Raw genomic sequence first — 26098 nt, forward strand, 5'->3', positions numbered from 1 at the left:
ACGCATGCGACTCGATCTGATCCTCCGCGCACGCGAGATCCTCACCATGGACCCCGCGCGACCCACCGCGACCTCGGTCGGCGTCATCGGCGGGCGCATCGTCGGCTTCGACGGCGAGCTCGCCGGGCTCGAGGCCGAGCGCGTGCTCGACTTCGGCGACGCGGTGGCGACTCCCGGGCTCATCGACGCGCACTGCCACACCGCGTGGTGGGGCCTGGGGCTCGCGGCGGTCGACCTCAGCACCGCCCGCGGGCTCGACGATCTCTACGGGCGGATCGCGGCCGAGGTCGCCCGGCTCGACGAGCTCGGCGATCCCGATGCCTGGGTGCACGGAACCGGATTCAATCAGGCGCACCACGGCGGCGGCTTCCCCGATATCGCCCGCCTCGACGAGATCACCGGTGACCGGCCGCTCTACCTGCGGCACACCTCGGGCCACGCGTCGATCACCAACACCGCGACGCTGCGCCTCGTCGGCGCGCTCGAGCCGGGCTTCGAGAACCCGGTCGGCGGCGTCGTGGTGCGCGACGGCTCCGGGGCGCCCACCGGTCTCGTCGAGGAGGCGGCGCAGGGCCTCGTGCAGGCGCTGCTGCTGCCCTACTCGCGCGAGCGCCTGGTCGAGGCCCTCGACGCGGCGACGTCGCGCTACGCGGAGCAGGGCATCACGAGCTTCACCGAGGCCGGCGTGGGCGGCGGCTGGATCGGCCACAGCCCCGTCGAGGTCGCGGCCTACCAGGCGGCATCGGAGCGCGGCCGACTGCACGCCCGCGCCCAGCTGATGCCGGCGATCGACGCGCTGCGGCCGCTCGAGGGGCACGCGGCCGACTTCCACGGCGAGGGCCGCGGGGCGGGCCTCGACCTCGGCATCCGCACCGGCTTCGGCGACGACGCGGTGCGCTTCGGGCACGTCAAGGTCTTCCTCGACGGCTCCCTGCTCGGGGCGACCGCGGCGGTCACCGAGGACTTCTGCGGGCATGCGAATCACGGCAACCGCGGCTACCTGCTCGACGATCCAGAGACCTACCGCGAGCGCGCGCTCGGCGCCTACCGCGCCGGCTGGCCTCTCGCGCTGCACGCGATCGGCGACGCCGCGATCGACCTCGCCCTCGACATCATCGAGGAGGCGCAGGATCGCTACGGCCGCCTCGACGTGCCGTGCCGCATCGAGCACTTCGCCATCGCGCGCCCCGATCAGGTGGAGCGCGCGGGGCGCCTCGGCGTGGCGGTGACGCCGCAGGCGGGATTCATCGGCTCGTTCGGCGAGCAGATGGCGGACCGCGTCGGTCCCGAGCGCCGCGACTGGCTCTACCGCGGGCGCTCCGTCATCGACGCGGGCGTCATCCTCGCGGGATCCTCGGATCTGCCGGTCGCCGACAACGACCTCCGCCGCGGCATGCAGTCGGCGGTCGACCGCATCGCGGATGGCGGCGCCGCTCTCGGCCCGGCCGAGGCGATCACCCCCGAGGAGGCGCTGCGCACCCACACCGAGTGGGCGGCGCGCGCGACGGGCCAGCTCGCCGACAAGGGCACCCTCGAGCGCGGCAAGCTCGCCGACATCGCGGTGTTCTCGGCCTCGCCGCTCACCGCCCCCAGCATCGCCGGGCTCGACATCGTCGCGACCGTGCTCGGCGGCGAGCTGAGCCACGACGCACGATCCTGAGATCCCGGATCCTGAGATCCCGGATCCCGGATCCCGGATCCCGGATCCCGGACCCCGGATCCGCCCGCGTCCCCCACCCCCTCCCCGCTTCGAAAGGACCGACAATGACTCAGCAGGATGATTCCTTCCTCGCAGACTGGGCCGTGCACTCCCGCTTCGGCGCGGTCGAGGGCACGAACGGCGTCGAGCGGCAGGCCGCGAGCGAGGCGGACGGCCAGCAGCGCAAGTGGTTCGCGCGGTTGCTCGAGTCGCACGGCTTCACGGTGCAGCGCGACGCGATCGGCAACCAGTTCGGGCTGCTCGAGCTGGTGCCGGGCGCGCCCTACGTGCTCACCGGATCGCACATGGACTCGCAGCCGACCGCGGGCCGCTTCGACGGCGCCTACGGGGTCATGGCGTCGGCGCACGCCTGCTTCCGCGTGGCCGACGAGCTGCGGGCCTGCGGTGAACGGCCCCGCTTCAACCTCGCGGTGGTGAACTGGTTCAACGAGGAGGGGTCGCGCTTCAAGCCCTCCATGATGGGCAGCTCGGTGTTCACGGGCAAGATGCCGCTCACGGACGCGCTCGCGACGCGGGATCCCCACGGCGTCTCCGTGCGGGACGCGCTCGATGCGATCGACGAGCGCGGCGGATACGAGGGGCCCGAGGTCGCCTCGTACGCCGAGATCCACGTGCAGCAGGGCCGCAGCATGGAGCAGGAGGGCGTGACGATCGGCCTCGTGAACGCCACCTGGGGCGCGCACAAGTTCGAGTTCAGGATCACGGGCGAGCAGGCGCACAGCGGCTCGACGCTCATGGAGGACCGGCAGGACGCGCTGCTCGGCGCCGCCCGCCTCATCGTGGCCGCGCGCGAGCTGGTCGACGAGTTCGAGCCCGGCATCCTGCACACCGCATGCGGCGAGATCAACGTCTACCCGAACTCGCCCGTGGTGGTGGCGAGCGAGGTGCAGCTGCTGTTCGACCTGCGCTCGCCAAGCAGCGAGGCGCTCGACGCGGCCTACGCCCGGGTCATGGAGACCGTCGAGCGGGTGCGGCGCGAGGATCGCGTGGGGATCGAGGTCGTGGCCGAGCACAGCTGGGGCCAGAATCCCTATCCCGAGGACGGCGTCGAGCTCGCGCGCGAGGTGGCCGAGGAGCTCGGCCTGACGCACGACCGGGTGATGACGGTCGCCGGGCACGACTCGACCAACATGAAGGACCGGGCACCCACGGTGATGCTGTTCGTGCCGAGCGTCGACGGCGTCTCGCACAACCTCAAGGAGTTCACGCGCGACGAGGATCTGCTCGCCGGCGTCGACCACCTCACGGGTGTCGTGCGGCGCCTGGCGCAGGGGGCGCTCGTCGACTGAGCCGACCCGCCGGTCCGGCGAGGAGCGCAGCGACGAGTCGACACCGATGGCCTGCGGTTTCGACTCAGCGCTCCGCGCTTCGCTGAACCGGCGGCCCCCGTCATCCTGCGTGAGCGGAGCGAGTCGCAGGATCCATCGGCTCTTCCCAGCCGAAGACCAGCGCCGGGTGCGTGAGGCGCCACCAGAGGTCGGGCTCGACGATCGCCTCGGTGGTGACGACGGGGATCTCCTCGGCGCCGACCGGCGTCTCTACGCGCACGGTTCCCGCCGCCTGCCCGGCCGCTCCCTCGTCCGGCGGTTCGAGCTCGGCGATCCTCGTCGCGGCCTCTCCCGGCACGAGTACGGCGCTCGCCGCCGCGGTCGTCACGAGGGGTATTCGCGCGTCGTCGACGGTGACCGCGGCGCCGATCTCCTCGCCCTCCGCGACGAGGTCGACGGCCTGCGGAGCCGAGTCGAGCGCGTCGAGGGCGGCGAGGCTGGAGGACACCCGATCCTCCGGGCTCGGGCGTCCGAGCACCACCGACAGCTGCACGAGATCCCGGCCCGAGGCGCCGCTCGCCCGGGCGGCGGCCAGGTTGTAGCCGGCGACACTCGTGTACCCGGTCTTGGCGCCGAGTACCCCGGGCGTCACGCCGAAGAGCGGATTGGTGCTCTCGACGAGGCCGATGCCCCACGGCAGTTCCGCGCTGGAGAGACGGGTGATCTCCGCGATCGCCGGCTGCCGGAGCGCGAGGCGCGCGATGCGCAGCACGTCCGAGGCGGTCGCGGCATTGCGCTCGTCCATGCCCGTAGGCTCGACGAGCTCCAGCGAATCGAGTCCGTGGCGCGCTTTCCAGTCGTCGACCGCGGCGATGAACCCGTCGTTGTCGCCGAAGATCGAGTAGGCGTAGGCCGCGGCGAAGTCGTTGGCGGAGGGCACGAGGGCGAGCGTCAGCATCTGGCGGGTGGTGACCTCCGTGCCGATGGGGATCGGGAACGCGACGCCCTGCCGCGCGACGTACTCCTCCTGGAGTGCGCGATCCGCCGCGGTCCACACGTGCACCGGGCCTTCCTCGCCGGCCTCCAACGGCTGCTGCTCGAGCCCCACGAGCACCGTCACGAGCTTCGAGATGCTCGCGATGGGGAGAGCCGCGTCGCTGTTGCTCCACACCTCGTCGTCGTGCAACCAGCCGACTGCCGTGGGCAGTGCCTCGGCGGCGACCGCGGCCTGTGCCGCGGCGGGGTCGGCCTCGAAGGTGCGCTGCGGCTCTGCCTCTGCCTCTGCCTCCGCCTCGATGATCGGCGCGGGGAGCGGCGTCAGCGCGGCAGCCGCGGTGTAGCCGCCGGCGAGGAGGAGCGCGAGCACGGTCAGCGTCGCGGTGAGCCGACGGATCCGGCGCCGCGACATGCGGCGCCGCGGATGCGGGTCGGCCGGGCTGCTCACGGATCCAGCCTAGTCGCTGCCGGTGCCCGCCCTGCGGTGCGTTCCCAGTGGCAGACGTGCACAGTGCCGCGTGGGCCGTCAGTGCCGGATCGACCCGGTCCGGGCCGTTCGCGTGAGGCATGATGGCACTGACGGGCGGCGGAGCCGAGGGCCGTTCCCGCCCCGCCGCACCCACAGCTCCCGAGGAGGCCGCACATGACCGCACTGATCGCGGGCTACGCCCGCACCCCGTTCACCCGCTTCACCGGTCGGCTCGCCGCGCAGCCCGCGACGGCGCTCGGCGCGCACGCGATCGCCGCGGCGCTGCAGCGCGCCGGCGTGGCGCCGGAGCAGGTCGACGCAGTGGTCGCCGGCCAGGTGCTGCAGGCGGGCGCGGGGCAGAATCCCGCGCGGCAGGCGGCGGTGGGCGCGGGGATCCCGCTCACCGTGCCCGCGATGACGCTCAACGCGGTGTGCCTCTCGGGCGCCGAGGCCGTGTCGCAGGCGGCCCGACTCATCGCCGCCGGCGAGGCCGACGTGGTGGTCGCCGTGGGGCAGGAGTCGATGTCGCTGGCGCCGCACGTGCTCCCGCTGCGCGCCGGCACCAAGTACGGGCCGGCGCAGCTCGTCGACACGGTCGACCACGACGGGCTCTCGGACGCCTTCGACCGAGCCGCGATGGGCGCGCTCACCGAGGCGGGCAACGCGCCGCTCGGCCTGAGCCGGGAGGAGCAGGACGCCTTCGCCGCGCAGTCGCACGCGCGAGCAGCGGCCTCGGCCGAGTTCTTCGCGGGCGAGATCGCCCCGTTCACGGTGGCCTCGCGCCGCGGCGACACGGTGGTCGACGCCGACGACGGGATCCGCCCCGAGACGACCGCCGAGACGCTCGCGGGTCTGCGCCCGGCATTCGCGAAGGACGGCACGATCACCGCGGGCAACGCCTCGCAGATCACCGACGGCGCCGCGGCGCTCGTGCTCGTGAGCGGGTCGGCAGCCCAGCGCCTCGGGCTCGAGCCCATCGCCCGGGTCGAGGCGACGGCCCTCGTCGCCGGACCCGACACGCACCTGCACTCTCAGCCCGCCCGCGCCATCGCCGCGGCTCTCGCGAAGATGTCGAATGCCTCCGCGTCCGATCTCGCGGCCGTCGAGATCAACGAGGCCTTCGCCGCGGTCGGCGTGCAGTCGACCCGCGAGCTCGGCCTCGATCCCGCGATCGTCAATCCCCACGGCGGGGCGATCGCGCTCGGCCACCCCATCGGCGCCTCCGGGGCGCGCATCGTGGGCACGCTGGCGCGGCAGCTCGCCGAACTCGGCGAGGGATCGCTCGGCGCCGTCGGCATCTGCGGTGGCGGCGGACAGGGCAGCGCCCTGGTGCTGCGGGCACTGTAGTCGAGGCTGCGGGGTCGCTACACTCGTCTGCTATGGAGCAGCAGCGAGCCGCGATCGGGATCGACGTCGGCGGCACCGGCATCAAGGGTGCGGCGATCGACCCGGCCACGGGTGAGAAGCTCACCTCCCGGCACAAGGTGCTCACCCCCGCGGGCGGGCATCCCGACGGGATCGCCCGCGAGGTGGGCGCCATGGTCGCCGCGATCCGCGAAGAGCTCGCGGGGCTCGGCTGCGACGCCGTGGATCGGGCCCCCGTCGGCGTGACGCTGCCCGGGGTGATCCGCGACGGCGTGATGCGCAGCGCGGCCAACGTCGATCCGAGCTGGATCGGCACCGACGCCCGGGCGCTGCTGTCGGCCGCCGTGGGTGCTCCGTGCACGGTGGTGAACGACGCGGACGCCGCCGGGATCGCCGAGACGGCGTTCGGCGAGGTGCGCGGGCTGCCCGGGGTGACGCTGGTGCTCACCTTCGGCACCGGGATCGGCTCGGCGCTCATCAGCGATGGCGCGCTCGTGCCCAACTTCGAGCTGGGCCACCTGGAGCTCGACGGGCACGTCCCCGTCGAGCGCCACGCCTCGGCGAAGGTGATCGAGCGCGAGGGCATCTCGCTCGCGGAGTGGGCGGATCGCGCGGCGCGCTATCTGCGTCACCTCGAGCAGGTGCTGAATCCCGATCGCTTCGTGCTGGGCGGCAGCATCAGCAAGGCCTCGGATCAGTACCTGCCGTTCCCGGGCGTCACCGCCCCCGTGGCCCCCGCGAGCTTCCGCAACAACGCGGGGATCATCGGTGCTGCTCGTCTCGCCGCGCAGGCGTAGGCCGCCGTCGAGCGGCCCCGTCGTGCGACGACGAGAGTGGAGGAGAGGCCCCAGGATCCGCCCGACGGGCCGGCCCGCCGGCCCGGTCGAGCGCGCCGAGGGGCGGCGACGGGTCTGCGACGAGGGCGGACGCGGATGAGCGGAGCCGCGGTGCGCAGCCTCTTCGCGCTGCCGCCGAGCCCCGCTCCGCGGCGTTGGGTCGCGACCCGCGCAGCGCTCTCCATCGGCGTTCCCTCCGGCCTCCTCGCACTGCTCGGGCACGAGGAGATCGGCCTGCAGGCCGCGGCGGGCGCGTTCGTCGCGCTGTTCTTCGCCGGAGCCGGAGCGGCCGAACGTGCGAAGGCGCTTCCGTTTGTCGCTGCGGCGCTCGTCGCCTGCGCGGCCCTCGGGGCGGCCCTCGCACCGTGGCCCTGGCTGCTGGCGGCAGGGCTCGTCGGGGTGGCGGTGTGCGCGAGCGCGTTCGCCTTCGCGTTCAGAGTGGGGCCGCCCGGCCCCGTCTTCTTCGTGCTGAGCTACGGCCTGGCGGCGAACATCACGGCGGTGGTCGACGGCGCGCGTCTCGCCGAGCCCGGCGCGTTCCTCGCCGCGATGACCTGCGGCTCGCTCTTCTCCTATCTGGTCGCGCTGACGCCTCTGCTGCGCCGAGCCGAGCGCGCGCGCCCGGTGCGCCCGTTGCGCGCGCTGCTGCCGGGGCCGTGGCTCGGTGCCGGGGAGCGCGAGCTGCTGCTCCGCATCGCCATCGTCGCGGTGATCGGCACGCTCTCGACCGTGGCGATGCTCGATCCCCACCGCGCCTACTGGACGGTCTCGGCCGGCATCGCGGTGATCGGCCTCACCCCCTCGCGCGGCTTCGCGGTCGGGCGCGGCCTCCACCGCACCGTGGGCACGCTGCTGGGAGCGGCGCTCGCGGTCGCGCTGGCCCCGCTGAGCGCGATCCCGCTGCTGCTCGTCGCCCTGCTCATGCTGCTGCAGTTCGGGATCGAGCTCATCGTCGTGCGCAACTACGCGCTCGCGTTGATCTGCATCACGCCGCTCGTGCTGCTCATGACCGCGGCGGCCACCGGCACCCCGGATGTGTCGCACGCCGCCGGGGAGCGAGTGGTCGACACGGCGCTCGGATCGGGCCTCGCGGTGCTCACCGGCCTGATCCACCGGCGCGGCGCCTGACGCCGGGCGGATTCCGGTCCGCGGCTCCGCCCGGCCCGCGGCTCCGCCCGATCCTCGCCTCCGCTCGCCTCGGCCCGGCTCCGCCCGATCCGGGGCCCGCGGCCCCTCAGTCCAGGCAGCGCACCCGCACCGAGAGGCAGGTGGGGCAGCCCTCGAGCTTCTCGAACTCCGAGATGGCCACCTCGGCGACGGTGTAGCCGAGATCCCGCAGCATCTCGGCCGTGCGCGGGGCCGAGGCCGAGATGAGCAGCTCCGAGTCGCTGAGGCACACGACCGCGGTGCCGTGCGGTTCGGGCACGGGCAGGAAGCGGTCGAAGAGCGCGGGGGTGTCGACGTAGTCGGGGTAGCCGATCACGGTGCCGTCGGGCAGCGCGGTCACCGCGGTCTTGAGGTGCAGCACCTTCGTGACCGGCACCGCCACGACGCGGCCTCCGAGCGGGGCGAGGATGCGGCGCAGCTGCGCGATGCCCTCGGCGTTGGTGCGTCCGCCGCGGCCCACATAGACGGTGTCGCCGACCTTCAGCACGTCGCCGCCGTCGAGCGTGCCGGGTTCGCGGATCTCGGCGATCGGGCAGCCGAGCTGCGCGAGTGCGCGGCGCGTTCCCTCGGTCTCGGGCTTGCGGCTGTCGGCGCCCGGCCGGCTGATCACCGCCACGTTGCGGAACATCACGACCGTGTCCTCGACGAACACCGAGTCGGGGCAGTCGTCCGCGGGGTCGACCTCGATCGTCTCCCAGCCGTGCAGCTGCAGGGCCGAGACGTATCCGCGCCACTGCTCGCGGGCTCGCTCGAGGTCGACGGAGACCTTCTCGATGTGGTCGACGATGCCGTCGTCGAGCAATGAGCTGGGCTGGCGCACGAGGGCGATTCGGGACATGCCTGGGGTTCCTCTGGGTCTCCGGACGGGATCTCCCCCCAGCGTAGCGGGCACCGGGTTATGCTGGGCGTGAGTGGGCCGGCCGCGGCCCTCACGGACCTCAGGCGGGATGACGGGCTTCATGAGCAGTGCAACCGGAATGAACGAGATTCGCGAGGAGATCGAGGGGCTCGATCCCGCGGTCAGACCGGGAATCGAGCGGTTGATCGGGCAGGTGGACGAGGAGGATCTCCGCGAGCGCGAACCGCGCGACGTGGTCGGAGCGGCGCAGTCGATGCGCCTGCTCGCCGAGCAGCGCGCGGAGCGGGAGACCCTGGTGTCGGTCTTCACCCCCACGCTGCGCGAGCACGGCTGGACGTCGCGTCGCACGATCGTCAACATCTGCACCGACGACTCGCCCTTCCTGGTCGACTCCGTGGCCGCCGCCATCGCCCGGCAGGGGCTCTCGGTGCACCTCCTGATGCACCCGGTCGTCTCGGTGCGCCGCGACGAGGAGGGCGCGCTGGTCGAGGTCGACGCCCACGGCGGCGATCTCGAGTCCTGGATCCACCTCGAGGTGGACCGCGTGCCCACCGAGGAGGGCCGTGCCGAGCTCGAGGAGCGACTGCGGGTCGTGCTGGGCGACGTTCACGCCGCGGTAGACGATTGGCAGGCGATGCGCCGCGCGTGCCTCGACATCGTCACCGATCTGCGCACGGCGGCACCGGCCACGGTCGACCGGTCGGAGATCGCCCCCGCGGTGGAGTTCTTGAGCTGGCTGGCCGAGGACAACTTCACCTTCCTCGGCTACCGGGAGCACGCGCTCGAGACCGGGGAGAACGGCGAGGAGGTGCTGCGCGCCCTGCCGCACACGGGCCTCGGCATCCTGCGCAAGTCGGCGGCGGCGATCGCCAAGCTGACGCCGGAGGCGCAGCGCACGGCTCGGGATCCGCGACTGCTCACGATCACCAAGGCCAACTCGCGGGCCACCGTGCACCGCGACGTGTACCTCGACTACATCGGGGTGCGCATCTTCGACGCGGCGGGCAACGTGACCGGCGAGCGCCGCTTCCTCGGCATGTTCACCTCGGTCGCCTACGCCTCGTCGGTGCTGACCCTGCCGATCGCGGCGACCAAGGTGCGCGCGGTGCTCGACGCCTCGGGTTTCACCCCCAACTCGCACTCGGGCAAGGACCTGCTGCAGGTGCTCGAGCAGTATCCGCGCGACGAGCTGTTCCAGGACAGCCCGGAGCACCTGCTGGCCGTCGCCGGCGAGGTCAGCCGCCTGCGCGAGCGCCGGCGATCCCGCATCTTCCTGCGCCAGGACGAGTTCGGCCGCTTCGTGTCGGCGCTCGTGTTTCTGCCCCGGGATCGCTACAACACCACGGTGCGACTGCGCATCGAGGCGCTGCTGCGCGAGGCCTTCGGGGCGGATCAGGTGGATCACACCACCCGCGTGGGAGACTCCCCGCTCGCGCAGCTGCACTTCGTGGTGCGCGTGCCGAAGGGCGAGACGCTGCCCGCGGTCGCCGAGGCCGAGCTGCAGCCGCGCCTGGAGGCGGCGATCCGCGGCTGGGACGAGGGGCTCGTCAACGCGCTCCACCAGAGGTTCGAGGAAGAGGAGGCGGCCGCGCTGCTGAGCCGCTACGCCGATGCCTTCCCCGAGGCCTACAAGGAGAACGTGGTGCCCGAGGACGCGGTGGGCGACATCGTGCTGCTCGAGCGTCTCGAGCGCGGTGACGAGTTCGCCGTGCACCTCTACGAGCCCGAGAAGCACGAGGGCGGCAAGAGGTACCTCACCGTCGCTTCGCGCCACGAGTACCCGTTGACGCAGGTGCTTCCGGTGCTCACGGATCTCGGTGTCGATGTGGTCGACGAGCGCCCCTACGTCGTCACGATCGCGGGCGACGGCACGAGGCACATCTCTGATTTCGGCCTCGTGGCCTCCGGCCCCGAGCTGTGGGACGACCCCGCGTGGGGCGCCGAACTGGAGGAGGCCTTCCACGCGGTGTGGACCGGCGCGGCCGAGAGCGACCGCCTCAACGCACTGGTGCTGCTCGGCGGCCTCGATTGGCGCCGGATCGTGATCCTGCGCGCGATCAGCATGTATCTGCGGCAGATCGGATCGGCCTTCTCGGTGGAGTACATCGAGCAGGCGCTGATCGAGAATCCCGGCATCGCGGCGGATCTGGTGCGGCTGTTCGAGGCGCGCTTCGATCCCGCGGTCGACACCGAGGGCGGCCGCGAGGGCGGAGACCGCGAGGGCGGAGACCGCGAGACCCGCACCGCCGAGCTCGGGGCGTCGCTGCGCAGGGCGCTCGACGACGTGTCGAGCCTCGACCACGATCGCATCCTGCGCTCGATCATCGGCGTCATCGAGGCGACCTGGCGCACCAACTTCTACCAGCCGGCCGCCGATGGCGGCGCGAAGCCGTGGGTGTCGATGAAGCTCGACTGCGCGCGCGTGCCCGGCCTGCCGAAGCCGCACCCCATGGCCGAGGTCTGGGTCTACTCGCCCGAGGTCGAGGGTGTGCACCTGCGCTTCGGCAAGGTGGCCCGCGGCGGCCTGCGCTGGAGCGACCGGCGCGAGGACTTCCGCACCGAGGTACTGGGACTCGTCAAGGCGCAGATGGTGAAGAACGCGGTGATCGTGCCGACCGGCTCGAAGGGCGGATTCGTGGCGAAGCGGCTGCCGCCGCCCACCGACCGCGCCGTCTGGCTCGAGGCGGGCAAGGCCGCCTACCGCACCTTCATCCGGGGCCTGCTCGACGTGACCGACAACCGCGACGGCGGCGAGATCCTGCCGCCCGAGCGAGTGGTGCGCCACGACGGCGACGACCCCTACCTCGTCGTCGCGGCCGACAAGGGCACCGCCTCGTTCTCGGACATCGCGAACGCCATCTCCGAGGAGTACGGCTTCTGGCTGGGCGACGCCTTCGCGTCGGGCGGTTCGGCCGGGTACGACCACAAGGGCATGGGCATCACGGCCCGCGGCGCCTGGGAATCGGTCAAGCGGCACTTCCGCGAGCTGGGCCACGACACCCAGACGCAGGACTTCACCGCGGTCGGCATCGGCGACATGTCGGGCGACGTGTTCGGCAACGGCATGCTGCTCTCGGAGCACATCCGCCTCGTCGCCGCGTTCGACCACCGGCACGTCTTCGTCGATCCGGATCCCGACGCGGCCGCGTCGTTCGCCGAGCGCCGCAGGCTCTTCCAGCTGCCGGGGTCGTCGTGGGACGACTACGACCGCACGCTCATCTCGGCGGGCGGCGGGGTGTTCCCGCTGTCGGCGAAGTCGATCCCCGTGAGCCCCGAGATGGCCGCCGCGCTCGGGCTCGACGCTGCGACCGCGTCACTGACGCCGGCCGAGTTGAAACGGGCCGTGCTGCTGGCCCCGGTCGACCTGCTCTGGAACGGCGGCATCGGCACCTACATCAAGGCGAGCACCGAGACCAACGCCGAGATCGGAGACCGCGGCAACGACGCCATCCGCGTCGACGGCGACGAGCTGCGCGTGCGGGTGGTCGGCGAGGGCGGCAATCTCGGGGTCAGCCAGCGCGGCCGCATCGAGGCCGCGCTCTCGGGGGTGCGGATCAACACCGACGCGATCGACAACTCGGCGGGCGTGGGCACCTCCGACCGCGAGGTGAACATCAAGATCCTGCTCGGCGCTGTGGAGCGCGACGGCCGGCTGGACCGCGAGGCCCGCGACGAACTGCTGCGGTCGATGACCGACGAGGTGGCCGTGCAGGTGCTGCGCGACAACTACGAGCAGAACGTGCTCCTCGGCAACTCTCGGGAGAACGCCGCGGACATGCTGCCGTCGCACGAGCGGCTGATCGAGTGGCTCGAGAAGCGCGACGAGTTGGATCGCGAGCTCGAGTTCCTGCCGAGCACGACCGAGATCCAGACGCGCATCGCCGAGGGGCGCGGGCTCACCCGCCCCGAGTTCGCGGTGCTCGTGGCCTACGCCAAGCTGGCGCTGAAGGCCGATCTCGCGGCCACCGACCTCGCCGACGATCCGTGGTTCGCGCGCACCCTGGCCGACTACTTCCCCGGCCCCATCCGCGAGCGCTACACCGAGGATCTCGCGTCGCACCCCCTGCGCTCCGAGATCATCGTCAACTCGGTCGTCAACTCGATGGTCAACCGGGGCGGCATCACGTTCGCGTACCGGGCCGCCGACGAGACCGGCGCGTCGAGTCGGCAGATCGCCCGCGCCTACGTCGTCGCGCGGGAGGTCTTCGACCTGCAGGGCTTCGTCGTCGCCGTCGAGGCGACCGACACGGTCGTGCCCGCCGCAGTGCAGACCGATCTCTATCTCACGTTCCGCCGGCTGCTCGACCGTGCCACGCGCTGGTTCGTGCACCACCGTGCCGGCACGATCGACATCGGTGCTGAGATCGAGCTGTTCCAGGAGCGCGTCGCGCGCCTCTCGGGAACGCTGGGCGAGTTGCTGCAGGGCGAGGAGCTGCAGCGCTTCCAGGCCCGCGTGGCCGAGCTCGAAGACGCGGGGGTGCCCGCCGCGCTCGCGCGCCGCGGTGCCGGGCTGCTGGCCTCGCTCCCGCTGCTCGACATCGTCGAGCAGTCGCGGGTGCGCGACTGGAGCCTCGACGAGGTGACCGAGGTGTACTTCGACCTCTCGTCCCGCATGCGGTTCGACGAGCTGCTGAGCGGGGTGACCGCCCTGCCGCAGGACGATCGCTGGGGGTCGATGGCGCGCGCCGCGATGCGCGACGACCTCTACGCCGTGATGATCGGGCTCACCGCATCGGTGCTCGAGCAGACCGAGGCGGGCGCGGCGGGCGAGCGCATCGACGCGTGGCTCGAGCAGGGGGCCGCGTCGGGCCGGCGCGTGCTCGAGGAGGCGCTCGACGCGGTGTGCTCGAATGCCGACGCGGGTCTCGCGACGCTGTCGGTGGCGCTGCGGCGGCTGCGGTCGCTCGTGCGCTGAGCCGCGGCGCCGCCGCCCCCGCTGCGCCGCCGCTCCCGCTGCGCTGCCGCTCCCGCTGCGCTGCCGCTCCCGCTGCGCTGCCGCTCCGCCGCGCTGCCGCTCCGCCGCGCCGTCCCCGGACACTACACCTAGCGCTGCGCGCCGCTTCGCGGTAAACTTGAGTCATCATCACTCAAGTTTGAGTGTCGGGCCGGGAGGCGCCCTCGCCCCCGGCCCGCAGGATCGGCGGGGACGCACCCCGCCCGCAGTCGGAGGAGGACCATGCAGGCGAATTGGACGCCCGCTCAGGGCGAGGGGGAGCAGCAGTCGGCGCTCGAGCAGTTCGGCGTCAATCTCACGGAGGAGGCCCGGTCGGGCAAGCTCGACCCAGTCATCGGGCGTGACGGCGAGATCCGTCGGGTGAGCCAGGTGCTCACCCGGCGCACGAAGAACAACCCCGTGCTGATCGGCGAGCCCGGCGTGGGCAAGACCGCCGTCGTCGAGGGGCTCGCTCAGCGCATCGTCGCGGGCGACGTGGCCGAGTCGCTGAAGGACAAGGAGCTCATCTCGCTCGACATCTCGGCGCTGATCGCGGGTGCGAAGTACCGCGGCGAGTTCGAGGAGCGCATGAAGGCCGTGCTGCAGGAGATCAAGGACTCCGACGGCAAGATCATCACGTTCATCGACGAGCTCCACACGCTCATGGGCGCCGGCGGCGGCGAGTCGTCGGTGGCGGCCTCGCAGATGCTCAAGCCCATGCTGGCCCGCGGTGAGCTGCGGCTCATCGGCGCGACCACGCTCGACGAATACCGGGAGTACATCGAGAAGGATGCGGCGCTCGAGCGGCGCTTCCAGCAGGTCTACGTCGGCGAGCCCTCGGTGGAGGACACGATCGCGATCCTGCGCGGACTGAAGGAGCGATACGAGGCGCACCACAAGGTGACGATCGCCGACTCGGCGCTTGTCGCCGCGGCCGGCCTCTCGAACCGCTACATCACGGCCCGTCAGCTGCCCGACAAGGCCATCGACCTCATCGACGAGGCGGCCTCGCGACTGCGCATGGAGATCGACTCCGCGCCGGTCGAGATCGACGAGCTGCGCCGTGCCGTCGATCGCATGAAGCTCGAGGACCTCGCGCTGAAGAAGGAGAAGGACGCCGCCTCGAAGGAGCGCCGTGCGAAACTGCAGGAGGACCTCGCGGCGAAGCAGGCCGAGCTCGACGTGCTCGAGGCCCGGTGGGAGCAGGAGCGCGCCTCACTCAACCGGGTGGGCGAGCTGCGCGAGAAGCGCGACCGCTTGAATATGGAGGCCCAGGTGGCGCAGCGCGAGGGCAACCTCGAGAAGGCGTCGAGGCTGCTCTACGGCGAACTCCCCGCGATCGAGAAGCAGATCGCCGAAGCCGAGAACGCCGAGCTCTCGCACGAGGTGGGCGGCGAGCCGCGCATGGTCAACGAGCAGGTGACCGACGAGGACATCGCCGGTGTGGTCGCCGCCTGGACGGGGATCCCGGTCGGCCGCCTGCTGCAGGGCGAGACGGAGAAGCTGCTCGCGCTCGAGCAGGAGCTGGGCAAGCGGCTCGTCGGCCAGGGCGACGCCGTGCGGGCGGTGGCCGACGCGGTGCGTCGCACGCGGGCGGGTATCGCGGATCCCAACCGTCCCACCGGCTCCTTCCTGTTCCTCGGCCCCACGGGTGTCGGCAAGACCGAGCTGGCGAAGGCCCTCGCCGAGTTCCTGTTCGACGACGAGCGCGCCATGGTGCGCATCGACATGTCGGAGTACGGCGAGAAGCACTCGGTGTCCCGGCTCGTCGGCGCCCCTCCGGGGTACGTCGGCTACGAGCAGGGCGGCCAGCTCACCGAGGCGGTGCGCCGCCGCCCCTACTCGGTCGTGCTGCTCGACGAGGTCGAGAAAGCTCACCCCGAGGTGTTCGACGTGCTGCTGCAGGTGCTCGATGACGGCCGCCTCACCGACGGGCAGGGCCGCACGGTGGACTTCCGCAACGTGATCCTGATCCTCACGTCGAACCTGGGCAGCCAGTACCTCATCGATCCCGAGATGGGGTGGGGCGAGAAGGAGGACGCGGTGCGCGAGACGGTGCGTCGCGCGTTCAAGCCCGAGTTCATCAACCGGCTCGACGAGATGGTGATCTTCCGCCCCCTCTCGGAGGCCGATCTCGCTCAGATCGTCGAGCTCTCGATCGACCGGCTGCAGCTGCGGCTGTCGGATCGGCGGCTTACCCTCGGGGTCACGCCCGAGGCGCGGGCCTGGCTCGCATCGCGCGGCTACGACCCGATCTACGGCGCCCGCCCGCTGCGCCGCCTCATGCAGCACGAGATCGATGATCGTCTGGCGCGGGCGATCCTCTCGGGCGAGGTGCGCGACGGCGACGCGGTGCGCGTCGACGTGGCGGCCGACGGCGACGGCCTCGTGCTCGAGAGCGCGGGATCGGCGCCCGCCGCCTCGGTCGGCTCGCCCGGGTTCGCGGGCGCGAGCGGCGAGGGTCCCGATGACGTGATCGAGGCTGAGCTGCTCGACGACTGATCCGGACGCCCCGTCCCGCGCGCATCTCGCGGGACGGGGCGTCGTCGCATCCGCGGCGCCCCGGTTCCGGGCTCTGCCCCGGCTCCGGTCCCGGGGCAGGCCCCGGCTCCGCGCCGCACCCGCGCCCCCTCCCGCGCTGCTCCCGCCCCGCCCCTCGTCGTACGCCCTTCCCGTGCCCCACCCGCATTCGCGCGTCAGTTGATGTCACCAAAACAGCCGCGAGGCCGCAACTACTGGCGCGCGTAGCGCAGGGGCCACGGGAGGGGCGGGGGCGCCTGCGCGGAAGCGCTCGAGCCCGCCTCCGTGCCCCCGCGCAGAAAGATCACAAAACGGTAACGAACTTCGCTATGCTGTGAGGCACCGCGCGACGAAGCGCGGCGCGAGGAGGCTCCGGCATGAGGGATGCGGCCACCGGTTGGGGGCGCGGTGCGCTGCGCACCGGGCTGCTCGCATGGACGCTCACGACCCTGCTGCTGGTGCTCTGGGGGGCCACCCCGCACGCGGCGGCCGCGAGCAGCATGCAGATGCACGGCGCCCTGCACCGCGACGGCGCGGTCGGCATCATCTCGCACCGCGGAGCCGCCGCGATCGCCCCGGAGAACACGCTCGCCGCCATGCGGGTCGCCATCGATCGGGGCGTCGAGTTCGTCGAGACGGATGTGCAGTTGACGGCCGACGGGGTGCCGATCCTCATGCACGATCCCACGCTCGACCGCACCACGAGCGGCAGCGGCCCCGTCGCACTCCGCAGCTTTGACGAGATCCGAGCGCTCGACGCCGGCAGCTGGTTCTCGCCCGAGTTCGCGGGCGAGGTCGTGCCCACGCTCGAAGAGTTCCTCGACGCGCTCGAACCGTCGACCACGCGCGCGCTCGTCGAGCTGAAGGGGGAGTGGGCGATCGAGCAGCTGGAGGCCGTCACCGAGTTGCTGCGGTCGCGGTACATGGTCAATCGCGTGGCGCTGCAGTCCTTCGAGACGCCGACGCTGGAGGGTCTGCAGCAGGTGGCGCCCGAGTTCGCGCGCGTGCTGCTGACCCGGGAGTGGGACGAGGGCACCGTGCAGCAGGCGACGGAGCTGCAGGTCTCGGCCGTGGGTGCGCGCACCAAGCTGTACGACCGGCGCCCCGAGCTGCTGCAGCGACTGCGCGCCGTCGGCATCGGGTCGCTCGTCTACACACTGAACACCGAGAAGCGCTGGGACCAGGCGAGCCGGCGGGGCGTCGACCTCGTCGTCACCGACGACCCGGTGCGGCTGGCCGTCTGGCGCGACGCGGCCTGACCGGCGCCCAACCGCGGCCCGACCGCGGCCCGCCGTCTCACAGCGTCACGCGGGCCGCAGGTCGCGGCGCGGCTGGTAGCGTCGGATCGGATCCGGCACCCCATTCCGAAGGAGCACTGCAGCGATGAGCACACAGACACAGGCCCGCACCGTCATCGGCGACTCGGGGATCGAGATCGCGCCGCTCGCGCTCGGCGGCAACGTATTCGGCTGGACCGCCGATCGCGAGACCTCGTTCGCCGTGCTCGACGCCTTCGTCGCGGGCGGCGGAGACTTCGTCGACACTGCCGATGGCTACTCCCACTGGGTGCCGGGGAACTCCGGCGGCGAGTCCGAGACGATCATCGGTCAGTGGCTCGCGTCGGGTCGGGATCGCGACGGCGTGGTCATCGCGACGAAGGTGTCGACGCACCCCGAGTTCACGGGGCTCGCAGCGGCGAACGTGCAGGCCGCCGCCGAGGCATCGCTGCGACGGCTGCAGACCGACCGGATCGACCTCTACTACGCCCACTTCGACGATGCGGAGGCCCCGCTCGAGCACACGGTGGCTGCCTTCTCCCGCCTCGTCGACGAGGGCAAGGTGCGCGCCATCGGCGTCTCCAATTACACGGCGGATCGCATCGCGGAGTGGTTCCGCATCGCGCGCGAGGGCGGCTACCACCTGCCCGTGGCCCTGCAGCCGCACTACAACCTCGTGGAGCGCGACTTCGAGACGAACGGTCTGCGCGAGGTCGCCGCGCAAGAGTCGCTCGCGGTGTTCCCCTACTACTCGCTGGCGAAGGGGTTCCTCGCCGGCAAGTACCGCGAGGCGGCCGACGCCACCGCTCCCGGCGCCAGCGCCCGCGCCGAGGGGGCGGCAGCCTACCTCGACGATCGCGGGCGCGCAGTGCTGGACGCCCTCGACGCGGTCGCGACGGCGCACGGCGCGCCCGTCGCATCGGTGGCGCTCGCCTGGCTGCGTCAGCAGCCCACGGTCGCGGCGCCCATCGCGAGCGCGCGCAATACCGAGCAGCTGCCCGCGCTGCTCGCGGCGCTGTCGCTCGAGCTCTCCCCGGAGGAGATCGCGGACCTCACCGCTGCGTCGGCGTAGGGGCACCCTCGCCGGGTGAGCGAGCGGAGCCCGGGGTGTCGACTCGCAGCGCTCGCCCAACCGGCGGTACGGGTCTGCTCCCGCTGATCAAGCAGAGGCGAAGCCGGAGTCGAAATCGAAACCCGGAGCGGCCACCGCGCTCACCCGCCGAGAGCGGCCGTGATGCGCTCGGGCGAGAGCGCCGCGTCGATCGCCAGCTGCGCAGCGCCGAGGATCGCGGCGTTCGCCGCGGCGCGCGACGGCGCGATCGTCAGGTGCTCGGTGGAGAGCGGGATCGAGCGGGCGTAGACCACCTCGCGCACTCCGGCCACCAGGTGCTCGGCCGCCTGCGCCATGGTGCCGCCGATCACGATGGTCGACGGGTTCATGAGACTGACGCAGGCGGTCAGCACCTCCCCGATATCGCGGCCGGCCTGCCGGATCGCCTGGATCGCCGCGACGTCGCCGCTCTTCGCGAGCGCGACGACCTCGCTCGGGCGCTCGATGCGTCGCTCCGGCGTGCTCAGCGCCCGCGCGAGGGCGCGGCCCGAGGCCACCGCCTCGATGCAGCCGCGGTTGCCGCAGGGGCACGGAGTGTCGGCGGCGCGGGCGAGGGCGACGTGCCCGATGTCGCCGGCCGCGCCGTGGGCCCCGCGGCGCAGGGTGCCGCCCGAGATGACGCCGGCGCCGATGCCGCTGGCGACCTTCACGAAGATGAGATCGGTGACGCCGGGCCAGGAGGTGCTCAGCTCGCCCAGCGCCATGATGTTGACGTCGTTGTCGACGAGCACGGGGGCATCGATCTCGGCCCGGATCGCGGCGGGGATGTCGAAGCGGTCCCACCCGGGCATGATGGGCGGGTTGATCGGCCGGCCGGTGGAGAACTCCACGGGGCCGGGCACCCCGATCCCGATGCCGGCGACGTGGTCCGCCGTGTACCCGAGATCGGGCAGCAGGGTCTGCGCGGCGCGCAGGATCCACGTCATCGCCGCCTCGGGCCCCTCGGCGATGTCGCGCGGGGAGGAGACCTCCGCGAGCAGTTCGCCGTCGAGATCGGTGACCGCGACACGGGCGTGCAGCGCACCGAGGTCGGCGGCCAGCACGACCCGCGCGCGGGGGTTGAAGGCGATCTGCGAGGACGGGCGGCCGCCGGTGGACGCCGCGTCCTCGACCGGGGCGATGAGGCCCAGGTCGAGCAGCTGATCGATGCGCTGGGTGATCGTGGGGCGGGAGAGCCCGGTGATCTGCGCGAGCTTCGCCCGCGTGCGGGGCCGCCCGTCCCTCAGGAGCTGCAGGAGCCCGCCCGCCGTGGAGATCGCGGAGCCGTTCACCGGATGGGGCAGAGTCACACTTTCAGTAAATCACAGATGAAAGTTGATAACAGTTTGATCACTTATGAAAACAGATTGACAAAAGTAGGGTGGCCGGGAACAGAATAGACACATGCAGACGACGTTGTCTCGCCGCCCCATGCAGGTCGGCATGCTCGGAGCCGGGTTCATGGCGCGCACCCACACGGCCGCGGCCCGTGCCGCCGGAGCAGAGCTCGCGGCCATCGCCTCGTCGTCCCCGGTGCGCGCCGCCGACGCGGCGGCGGTGCTCGGATACGCGCGGGCCGTGCCCGCGGACGAGCTGCTCGCCCAGGGGCTGCCCGTGGTGCACGTGTGCACCCCCAACCAGAGCCACGTCGAGTACGCGCGCGCCGCACTGCGCGCCGGCTCCGACGTCATCTGCGAGAAGCCCCTCGCGACGAGCGGGGCCGAGGCCCGGCGGCTGGCGGAGGAGGCCGAGGCGGCCGGGCGCTTCGGAGCGGTCCCGTTCGTCTACCGGTACCACCCGATGGTGCGGGAGGCCCGCGCTCGGATCGCCGCGGGCGAGGCGGGAGCGGTGCTCACGATCGCGGGGCTCTACCTCCAGGACTGGCTGCTCGACCCCGACGACGACAACTGGCGCGTGGGGGCCGGATCGGGCGGCCCGTCGCGCGCATTCGCCGACATCGGCTCCCACCTCGTGGATCTCGTGGAGTTCGTGAGCGGCGACCGCATCACCCGCCTCGTCGCGACCACGCGCACCGTGCACCCCGAGCGCGCAGGGCAGCCCGTCGACACCGAGGACGCCGTCGCGCTGACGCTCGAGCTCGCGGGCGGCGGCATCGGTGCGCTGCTCGTCTCGCAGGTCGCCCCCGGCCGGAAGAACGGCCTCGTGCTCGAGGTCGCCGGCTCACGGGAGAGCCTGCGCTTCGAGCAGGAGGATCCCGAGCGCCTCTGGGTGGGCCGGCGCGGCCACTCCGTGCTGCTCCGCCGGGACCCCGAAACACTCGCGGCCGACGCGGCGCGCCTCTCGCCCCTCCCCGCTGGGCATCCGCAGGGATACCAGGACGCGTTCAACGCCTTCGTCGCCGACGCCTACGCCGTCGCCGCCGGCGAGCGCCGCGAGGGGGTGCCGACCTTCGCCGACGGGGCGAGGGCGGCCGGGATCACCGACGCCGTGCTCGAATCGGCTCGCACCGGCGGCTGGGCGGAGGTGAGCGACGCATGACCGGGATCGACGCGCCCGCCGCCGGGCCTCCGGGGGCCTCCGCGGTGCGCGACGCGACAGCGCCCGCGGTCGCCCCCGTGCTCTCCGCCGTCGACGTGCGCAAGCAGTTCTTCGGGGTCGAGGTGCTGCACGGCGTCTCGCTCGATCTCGTGCCCGGAACGGTCCACGGCCTCGTGGGCGAGAACGGCGCGGGCAAGTCGACGCTCATGAAGATCATCGCCGGCGTCTATCGGCGCGACGGGGGCGAGGTGCGGCTCGACGGCGAGACCGTGGACTTCGGGCACCCGGTGGCCGCCGCGCGCGCCGGGGTGGCGACCGTGTTCCAGGAGTTCAACCTGCTTCCGGATCGCACGGTCGCGCAGAACGTCTTCCTGGGGCGCGAACCCGCGCGCTTCGGTCTCGTCGACGTCGCGGCCATGCGGCGCTCGACGCAGGAGCTGCTCGACGGCCTCGGCATCGCGGGCATCTCGCCCGACGCCACGGTGGGCGGACTCACCGTCGCCGAGCAGCAGATCGTCGAGATCGTGAAGGCGCTCTCGGTCGACGCGCGTGTGATCTCGATGGACGAGCCCACCGCGGCGCTCGCCGATCACGAGGTGTCGATCCTCTACCGCGTGATCCGGCGCCTGCGCGAGCGCGGCGTCGCGATCCTGTACGTCTCGCACCGGTTGCAGGAGATCTTCGACCTGTGCGACACCATCACGGTGCTGAAGGACGGATCGCTCGTGTCGTCCGGACCCGCGGCCGAGCTGGATCAGCCGACGCTCGTGCGCCGGATGGTCGGCCGCCCCATCAGCGCGTTCTTCCCCGACGCCGAGCCGGGCACCGAGCTCGGTGGATCCCTCGTGACCGTGCGCGGCGGGGGGAACGCGCAGCTCGACGGCATCGACCTCGACCTGCGCGCCGGCGAGGTGGTCGGAGTCTCCGGCCTGCAGGGATCGGGCCGCACCGAACTGGTCGAGGCGATCTTCGGCGCGGCGCCCTTCACCCGCGGGGAGCTGCGCCTCGACGGGGCCCGGGTCTCCATCCGGCAGCCGCGTCAGGCGGTGCGGCGCGGCATCGCGCTCGTCACCGAGGACCGCAAGCGCACGGGACTCGCGCTGCACCAGTCGATCCTCGACAACGCGCTGCTCGCGATCCGCAGCGTCTTCCCCCGCCGCACTCGCTCGAAGCGCGCCGAGATCCCCGGCGTCTTCACGGCGCTCGAGCTCGTGAGCCGGGGGCCGGGCCAGGAGGTGCAGGCGCTCTCGGGCGGCAACCAGCAGAAGGTGGTGCTCGCGAAGTGGCTCGCGACCGCGCCGCGGGTGGTGCTGCTCGACGAGCCGACCCGCGGTATCGACGTGGGCGCCAAGATCGCGGTGTACCGGCTGATCCGAGAGCTGGCGAAGCGGGGGGTGGCGATCCTGTTCGTCTCGAGCGAGCTGCCCGAGGTGATCGGCATGGCGGATCGGATCGTCGTGATGCGCGACGGACGCATCGCCGGCGAGCTGCCCGCGGGATCGTCGGAGGAGACCGTGCTGGGGCTCGCGACGGGCGCCGCCGACGAGAGGGGAGGCGCGTGATGGCCGCACTGGGCGCACGACTGCGAGCACTGGACACGACCGCGATCGTCTTCATCGCCCTGATCGCGGTGCTCGTGCTGAGCGCCGTGCTCGTCGCGATCGCCGGGCGCAATCTGTTCAGCCCCGGCAGCATCCGCGACATCCTCACCGGCATGAGCGTGCTCGGGTTCGTGGCCATCGGGCAGACGCTCGTGATCCTGGGCGGGTCGCTGGATCTCTCGGTGCCCTACGTGGTGAGCCTCACGAGCCTCATCGCGGCGCAGACGATGGACGGACGCCCCGGCATGATCGTGCCGGGCGTGCTGCTCGCGCTCGGCGTCGCCGCGCTCATCGGGCTCGCGAACGGCCTCATCGTCACCTTCCTCAAGGTGCACGGCTTCATCACCACGCTGGGCGTCGGACTCATCCTCAAGGGATACCTCGACACCAACTACAAGGGCACCGCGGGATCCGTGCCGTGGGAGTTCCAGCTCTTCGGGGCCACCGGCATCGGGCCGGTGCCGGTGTCGACCGTCGTGATGCTCGCGCTGGCCGCGGCGGTGGCGTTCCTCCTCGCGCGCGGCCGCTTCGGGCACCACCTGTTCGCGGTCGGCGGCAACGCCGAGGTCGCCCGCCTGTCGGGCGTGCGCACGCGGCGCCCGCTCATCTGGGCGCACGTGCTCTGCTCGGCGTTCGCGGGCGCGGCCGGTCTGCTGCTCGCGAGCCGGCTCGGCGTCGGCAGCCCGACGGTCGGGGTGCAGGGCGGATACGACCTGCTCTCGATCGCCGCCGTCGTGCTGGGCGGCACGCTGCTGGCCGGCGGGCGCGGCTCGATCTGGGGCACCATCGGCGGCGTCGCGATCTTCGCCGTGCTCGACAACCTCATGAGCGTGCTGCAGGTCAACCCGTTCCTGAAGGACGTGGTGCGCGGGGCGGTCATCGTGATCGCCGTGGCCGTCTACTCCCGGCGGCGCCTCGTGGTGCGCCGCGAGCGCTTCACGCGCACCGGAGCCGATGCCGTGCCGGTGGAGGCCGCGAGCCGAGGAGGTGCGCGATGAGCCCGGCGCAGCGCGGATCCGGCGAGCTCGCCCGCGTCGCCCGCGCGCTCATCAGCCCGCGCGGCGCCGTCTACCTCCTGCTGGTCGTGCTGCTCGTGGTCGTCGCCGTGCTCAACCCCTCCTTCGCCGAGCCGGGGCAGTTCGTCCGCTACATCCAGCGGGTCGCCCCGATCGCGATCGTCGCGATCGGGCAGTACTTCGTGATCGTGAGCGGCGAGTTCGATCTCTCGCAGGGGTCGCTCGTGACGACGCAGGTGGTGCTCGCGGGCACCCTCATCGGCCAGGACGACGACAAGGCGCTGCCGGTGCTCCTCCTGCTCCTCGTGCTCGGCACCGTCGTCGGCATCGTGAACGGCCTCGTGACGACGCTGCTCCGGGTGCCGTCGTTCATCGTGACCCTCGGCATGATGCTGGTGCTCTACGGCGGGGTCATGTGGTGGACGGGCGGCGCGGCGACGGGCAATCCGGCGGATTCGTTCCGCCAGATCGGTCGCGGCGGGATCACGGGGCTGCCCGTGATCGGCGTCCTCCCCTGGGCCGTCGTCACGCTGGCTGCGGTGGTTGCAGTGGCGGCCTGGCTGTCCCGCCGACCGTTCGGGCGCACCCTCATCGCGATCGGCGACAACCCCGCGGCCGGCGCCTTCGCCGGCGCATCGGTGTGGCGCACGAAGACCGCCGCCTTCGTCATCTCCTCGCTGTGCGCGACGGTCGCCGGGGTGCTGCTCGTCGGGTACGCCGGCGTGCACCCCTCGGTCGGCCGGGGCTACGAGTTCACGGCCATCACGGCGGTGGTGCTCGGCGGGGTCGTGCTCGGCGGCGGCCGGGGCTCGGTGTGGGGAGCGCTCGCCGGGGCGTTCGCGCTCGAGACGCTCTTCACCCTGCTGAACTTCACCGCGGTGCCCTCCACCATGCGCGACGCCATCCAGGGGGCGATCATCATCGCGGCCGTGGCCTACTCGGGCGTCGTGTTCGGAGCCATCAGGCGCCGCGCGCTCGCCGACGGGGCCGACGGCGCTGCACGACCACCCGGGACCACCGGGCCAGAACCGGCGGGGAGCGCCCCGCCACCAGATCCCGCCGGCGGCGTTGCCGCGCGGGCCACACACACGAAGGAGAATCGATCATGAAACGATCGTTGAGGATCACCGCGGGGCTGGTGGGCGCCGCATCGCTGATCCTGCTTGCGGGGTGCACGACCGACCCGTCGGTGGAGGCGCCGCCCGAGCAGGAGACGACCGAGGAGACCGAGGGGTCGGGCGAGTGGTTCGATCAGGCGCTCTTCGACAAGCAGTTCGACGAGCGATCGGTGGTGCCCGAGGGCCCCGCCGACGAGCCCTATCTGCAGACCATCAACGCCGAGATGCGCGACACCTCGGAGTACGCCTCCGAGGGCGCGAAGAAGCTCTGCTTCGCCAACGCGTCGATCTCGAACCCGTGGCGTCAGACGGGCTGGATCACCATGAACGAGCAGTTGCAGGTGCTGCAGGATTCGGGCGCCTTCTCCTCGATGGAGACCCGCGATGCGAAGGACAGCGATGACACGCAGATCGCGGACATCGACTACTTCATCGCCGAGGGCGACTGCGACGGGTTCATCATCTCCCCCAACTCGACCGCGGCGATGACGCCGGCGGTGGAGCGCGCCTGCGAGACCGGGAAGCCGGTCGTGGTCTTCGACCGCGGCGTGCAGACCGACTGCGCCGTGACGTTCATCCACCCGATCGGCGGCTTCGCCTGGGGCATCGACACGGCGGAGTTCCTGATCGACAACCTGAATGAGGGCGACAAGGTGGTGGCGCTGCGCATTCTGCCCGGCGTCGACGTGCTCGAGCAGCGCTGGGCCGCTGCCGACAAGCTGTTCGGCGAGGCCGGCATCGAGGCGGTCGACTACTTCACCGGCGCGGATCCCGCGGAGATCAAGAAGATCATCTCGGACGAGCTGGCGAAGGGCGACGTGCAGGGCATCTGGATGGACGCGGGCGACGGCGCCGTGGCGGCGATCGAGGCGTTCGAGGACGCGGGTGTGGACTACCCGGTGATGACCGGTGAGGACGAGCTGAGCTTCTTGCGCAAGTGGAAGGAGACCGGGCTCACGGGTCTCGCTCCCGTCTACTCGAACTTCCAGTGGCGCACGCCGCTGCTCGCGATGGAGAAGATCTTCGCCGGCGAGGAGGTGCCGCAGGAATGGGTGCTGCCGCAGAGCCCCATCACTGCGGAGGAGCTCGACGAGTACCTGGCGCTGAACGACGGCATGCCCGACGGCCACTACGCGAAGTTCGGCGGCGAGAATCTGCCGGGCTACCCGCAGGTCTGGCAGGATCGGGTCATCCCGTAGATCGGATCTGAGGCCGTCCTGCTCAGGGGCGGCCTCGGGTCATCCTGCGCGAGGAATGTCCCCGATCATCCTGTGCGAGGAATGTCCCCGTCATCCTGCGCGAGAAGCGTCCCCGTCATCCTGCGCGAGGAACGAGTCGCAGGATCCATCCCCTGCGCGAGGAAT

General features: G+C 72.2%; 17 protein-coding genes. 14 read left to right on the top strand and 3 right to left on the bottom strand.

All coding sequences use genetic code 11. From position 1 onward, the window contains the following. Positions 1 to 4: 4 nt before the first annotated feature. Positions 5 to 1660 (top strand): amidohydrolase, encoded by a 1656-nt coding sequence (locus tag EVS81_RS10095; RefSeq protein WP_130110282.1) that lies wholly within the window; start codon positions 5 to 7, stop codon positions 1658 to 1660. A gap of 104 nt (positions 1661 to 1764) precedes the next feature. Beyond that, positions 1765 to 3009, top strand: a complete 1245-nt coding sequence (locus EVS81_RS10100) for a M20 family metallo-hydrolase (RefSeq protein ID WP_130110283.1) — start codon at positions 1765 to 1767, stop codon at positions 3007 to 3009. A gap of 100 nt (positions 3010 to 3109) precedes the next feature. On the opposite strand, the gene EVS81_RS10105 is transcribed toward EVS81_RS10100, so the two are convergent. Next, a complete protein-coding gene (locus EVS81_RS10105) occupies positions 3110 to 4432 on the bottom strand; it encodes a D-alanyl-D-alanine carboxypeptidase family protein (protein WP_130110284.1) in 1323 nt (440 codons plus the stop codon). Between the two features lie 195 nt (positions 4433 to 4627). Here EVS81_RS10105 and EVS81_RS10110 point away from each other — a divergent pair, with 195 nt between their 5' ends. From EVS81_RS10110 to EVS81_RS10120, 3 genes are all read left to right on the top strand, one after another. Further along, entirely contained in the window at positions 4628 to 5800 is a 1173-nt protein-coding gene (locus tag EVS81_RS10110; RefSeq protein ID WP_130110285.1) for an acetyl-CoA C-acyltransferase, read from the top strand. A 32-nt stretch (positions 5801 to 5832) separates the two neighbouring features. Continuing rightward, positions 5833 to 6615, top strand: coding sequence for a polyphosphate--glucose phosphotransferase (ppgK, locus tag EVS81_RS10115; RefSeq protein WP_130110286.1), 783 nt, complete (start codon positions 5833 to 5835; stop codon positions 6613 to 6615). 135 nt (positions 6616 to 6750) lie between these two features. After that, positions 6751 to 7782, top strand: a complete 1032-nt coding sequence (locus EVS81_RS10120) for an FUSC family protein (RefSeq protein WP_130110287.1) — start codon at positions 6751 to 6753, stop codon at positions 7780 to 7782. A 106-nt stretch (positions 7783 to 7888) separates the two neighbouring features. Here EVS81_RS10120 and ddaH read toward each other — a convergent pair whose 3' ends face one another. Next, a complete protein-coding gene (ddaH, locus tag EVS81_RS10125; protein WP_130110288.1) occupies positions 7889 to 8659 on the bottom strand; it encodes a dimethylargininase in 771 nt (256 codons plus the stop codon). Positions 8660 to 8798: 139 nt separating this feature from the next. On the opposite strand from ddaH, the gene EVS81_RS10130 reads away from it, so the two are divergent. The 4 genes from EVS81_RS10130 (at position 8799) to EVS81_RS10145 (ending at position 18482) form a co-directional block, all read left to right on the top strand. Then, complete coding sequence (locus EVS81_RS10130) at positions 8799 to 13595, top strand: NAD-glutamate dehydrogenase (protein WP_240739805.1); 4797 nt, start codon at positions 8799 to 8801, stop codon at positions 13593 to 13595. A 261-nt stretch (positions 13596 to 13856) separates the two neighbouring features. After that, a complete protein-coding gene (locus tag EVS81_RS10135; protein ID WP_130110290.1) occupies positions 13857 to 16115 on the top strand; it encodes an ATP-dependent Clp protease ATP-binding subunit in 2259 nt (752 codons plus the stop codon). Between the two features lie 395 nt (positions 16116 to 16510). Further along, positions 16511 to 17392: a glycerophosphodiester phosphodiesterase gene (locus EVS81_RS10140; protein ID WP_130110291.1), complete on the top strand. Its 882-nt coding sequence runs from the start codon at positions 16511 to 16513 to the stop codon at positions 17390 to 17392. Positions 17393 to 17516: 124 nt separating this feature from the next. Beyond that, positions 17517 to 18482, top strand: a complete 966-nt coding sequence (locus tag EVS81_RS10145; protein ID WP_130110292.1) for an aldo/keto reductase — start codon at positions 17517 to 17519, stop codon at positions 18480 to 18482. A gap of 140 nt (positions 18483 to 18622) precedes the next feature. On the opposite strand, the gene EVS81_RS10150 is transcribed toward EVS81_RS10145, so the two are convergent. Further along, positions 18623 to 19810, bottom strand: coding sequence for an ROK family transcriptional regulator (locus EVS81_RS10150; RefSeq protein WP_205879313.1), 1188 nt, complete (start codon positions 19808 to 19810; stop codon positions 18623 to 18625). 94 nt (positions 19811 to 19904) lie between these two features. Between EVS81_RS10150 and EVS81_RS10155 the strand changes: the two genes are divergently transcribed. The 5 genes from EVS81_RS10155 to EVS81_RS10175 are packed head-to-tail and all read left to right on the top strand — an operon-like array spanning position 19905 to position 25933. After that, entirely contained in the window at positions 19905 to 20999 is a 1095-nt protein-coding gene (locus tag EVS81_RS10155; RefSeq protein WP_165384242.1) for a Gfo/Idh/MocA family protein, read from the top strand. After that, positions 20996 to 22561: a sugar ABC transporter ATP-binding protein gene (locus EVS81_RS10160; protein ID WP_240739806.1), complete on the top strand. Its 1566-nt coding sequence runs from the start codon at positions 20996 to 20998 to the stop codon at positions 22559 to 22561. The genes EVS81_RS10155 and EVS81_RS10160 overlap by 4 nt, the downstream gene beginning before the upstream one ends. After that, a complete protein-coding gene (locus tag EVS81_RS10165) occupies positions 22561 to 23598 on the top strand; it encodes an ABC transporter permease (protein WP_130111395.1) in 1038 nt (345 codons plus the stop codon). The genes EVS81_RS10160 and EVS81_RS10165 overlap by 1 nt, the downstream gene beginning before the upstream one ends. Further along, positions 23595 to 24725, top strand: coding sequence for an ABC transporter permease (locus EVS81_RS10170; RefSeq protein WP_130110293.1), 1131 nt, complete (start codon positions 23595 to 23597; stop codon positions 24723 to 24725). Before EVS81_RS10165 ends, EVS81_RS10170 begins: the two co-directional genes overlap by 4 nt. Continuing rightward, positions 24722 to 25933 carry a substrate-binding domain-containing protein gene (locus EVS81_RS10175; protein WP_130110294.1) on the top strand — a complete coding sequence of 404 codons (1212 nt, stop codon included), beginning with the start codon at positions 24722 to 24724 and terminating at the stop codon, positions 25931 to 25933. Before EVS81_RS10170 ends, EVS81_RS10175 begins: the two co-directional genes overlap by 4 nt. The last annotated feature ends 165 nt before the right edge of the window (positions 25934 to 26098 follow it).

This window comes from Leucobacter triazinivorans, assembly GCF_004208635.1.
In the GTDB taxonomy this organism is placed as follows: domain Bacteria; phylum Actinomycetota; class Actinomycetes; order Actinomycetales; family Microbacteriaceae; genus Leucobacter; species Leucobacter triazinivorans.

Bases quoted from the DNA above. Each gene is read 5' to 3' on its own strand.
- EVS81_RS10160 (WP_240739806.1), top strand. From the start codon at position 20,996: ATGACCGGGATCGACGCGCCCGCCGCCGGGCCTCCGGGGGCCTCCGCG.
- EVS81_RS10100 (WP_130110283.1), top strand. From the start codon at position 1,765: ATGACTCAGCAGGATGATTCCTTCCTCGCAGACTGGGCCGTGCACTCC.
- EVS81_RS10165 (WP_130111395.1), top strand. From the start codon at position 22,561: ATGGCCGCACTGGGCGCACGACTGCGAGCACTGGACACGACCGCGATC.
- EVS81_RS10120 (WP_130110287.1), top strand. From the start codon at position 6,751: ATGAGCGGAGCCGCGGTGCGCAGCCTCTTCGCGCTGCCGCCGAGCCCC.
- EVS81_RS10145 (WP_130110292.1), top strand. From the start codon at position 17,517: ATGAGCACACAGACACAGGCCCGCACCGTCATCGGCGACTCGGGGATC.
- EVS81_RS10155 (WP_165384242.1), top strand. From the start codon at position 19,905: ATGCAGACGACGTTGTCTCGCCGCCCCATGCAGGTCGGCATGCTCGGA.
- EVS81_RS10170 (WP_130110293.1), top strand. From the start codon at position 23,595: ATGAGCCCGGCGCAGCGCGGATCCGGCGAGCTCGCCCGCGTCGCCCGC.
- EVS81_RS10095 (WP_130110282.1), top strand. From the start codon at position 5: ATGCGACTCGATCTGATCCTCCGCGCACGCGAGATCCTCACCATGGAC.
- EVS81_RS10110 (WP_130110285.1), top strand. From the start codon at position 4,628: ATGACCGCACTGATCGCGGGCTACGCCCGCACCCCGTTCACCCGCTTC.
- EVS81_RS10175 (WP_130110294.1), top strand. From the start codon at position 24,722: ATGAAACGATCGTTGAGGATCACCGCGGGGCTGGTGGGCGCCGCATCG.
- ddaH (WP_130110288.1), bottom strand. From the start codon at position 8,659: ATGTCCCGAATCGCCCTCGTGCGCCAGCCCAGCTCATTGCTCGACGAC.
- ppgK (WP_130110286.1), top strand. From the start codon at position 5,833: ATGGAGCAGCAGCGAGCCGCGATCGGGATCGACGTCGGCGGCACCGGC.
- EVS81_RS10130 (WP_240739805.1), top strand. From the start codon at position 8,799: ATGAACGAGATTCGCGAGGAGATCGAGGGGCTCGATCCCGCGGTCAGA.
- EVS81_RS10135 (WP_130110290.1), top strand. From the start codon at position 13,857: ATGCAGGCGAATTGGACGCCCGCTCAGGGCGAGGGGGAGCAGCAGTCG.
- EVS81_RS10140 (WP_130110291.1), top strand. From the start codon at position 16,511: ATGAGGGATGCGGCCACCGGTTGGGGGCGCGGTGCGCTGCGCACCGGG.